A 318-nucleotide genomic window follows, 5' to 3' on the forward strand; every position below is an offset into this window, starting at 1 on the left:
TTGCCGATCTCTGCGCGGATGGCGATCATGGCGTCGCAGAAGCGGTCGATCTCGTAGCGCGACTCCGACTCGGTGGGCTCGACCATCAGGGTGCCGGGCACCGGGAAGGACATGGTCGGGGCGTGGAAGCCGTAGTCCATCAGGCGCTTGGCGATGTCCTCCTCGCTGATCCCGGAGCTGGCCTTGAGCGGGCGGATGTCGATGATGCACTCGTGGGCCACGCTGCCGTTGGCCCCCTTGTAGAGCACCGGGTAGTGGTCCTCGAGGCGCTTGGCGATGTAGTTGGCGTTGAGGATCGCCAGTTCGGTGGCGCGCGTC

The 318-nt window shown here is 66.0% G+C and carries 1 pseudogene; it reads right to left on the minus strand.

From position 1 onward, the window contains the following. Positions 1 to 318 (minus strand): annotated as a pseudogene (locus CR157_RS19905) (glycine dehydrogenase (aminomethyl-transferring)); the annotation flags it as partial.

It is taken from the genome of Halomonas sp. LBP4, assembly GCF_003202205.1.
In the GTDB taxonomy this organism is placed as follows: domain Bacteria; phylum Pseudomonadota; class Gammaproteobacteria; order Pseudomonadales; family Halomonadaceae; genus Halomonas; species Halomonas flagellata.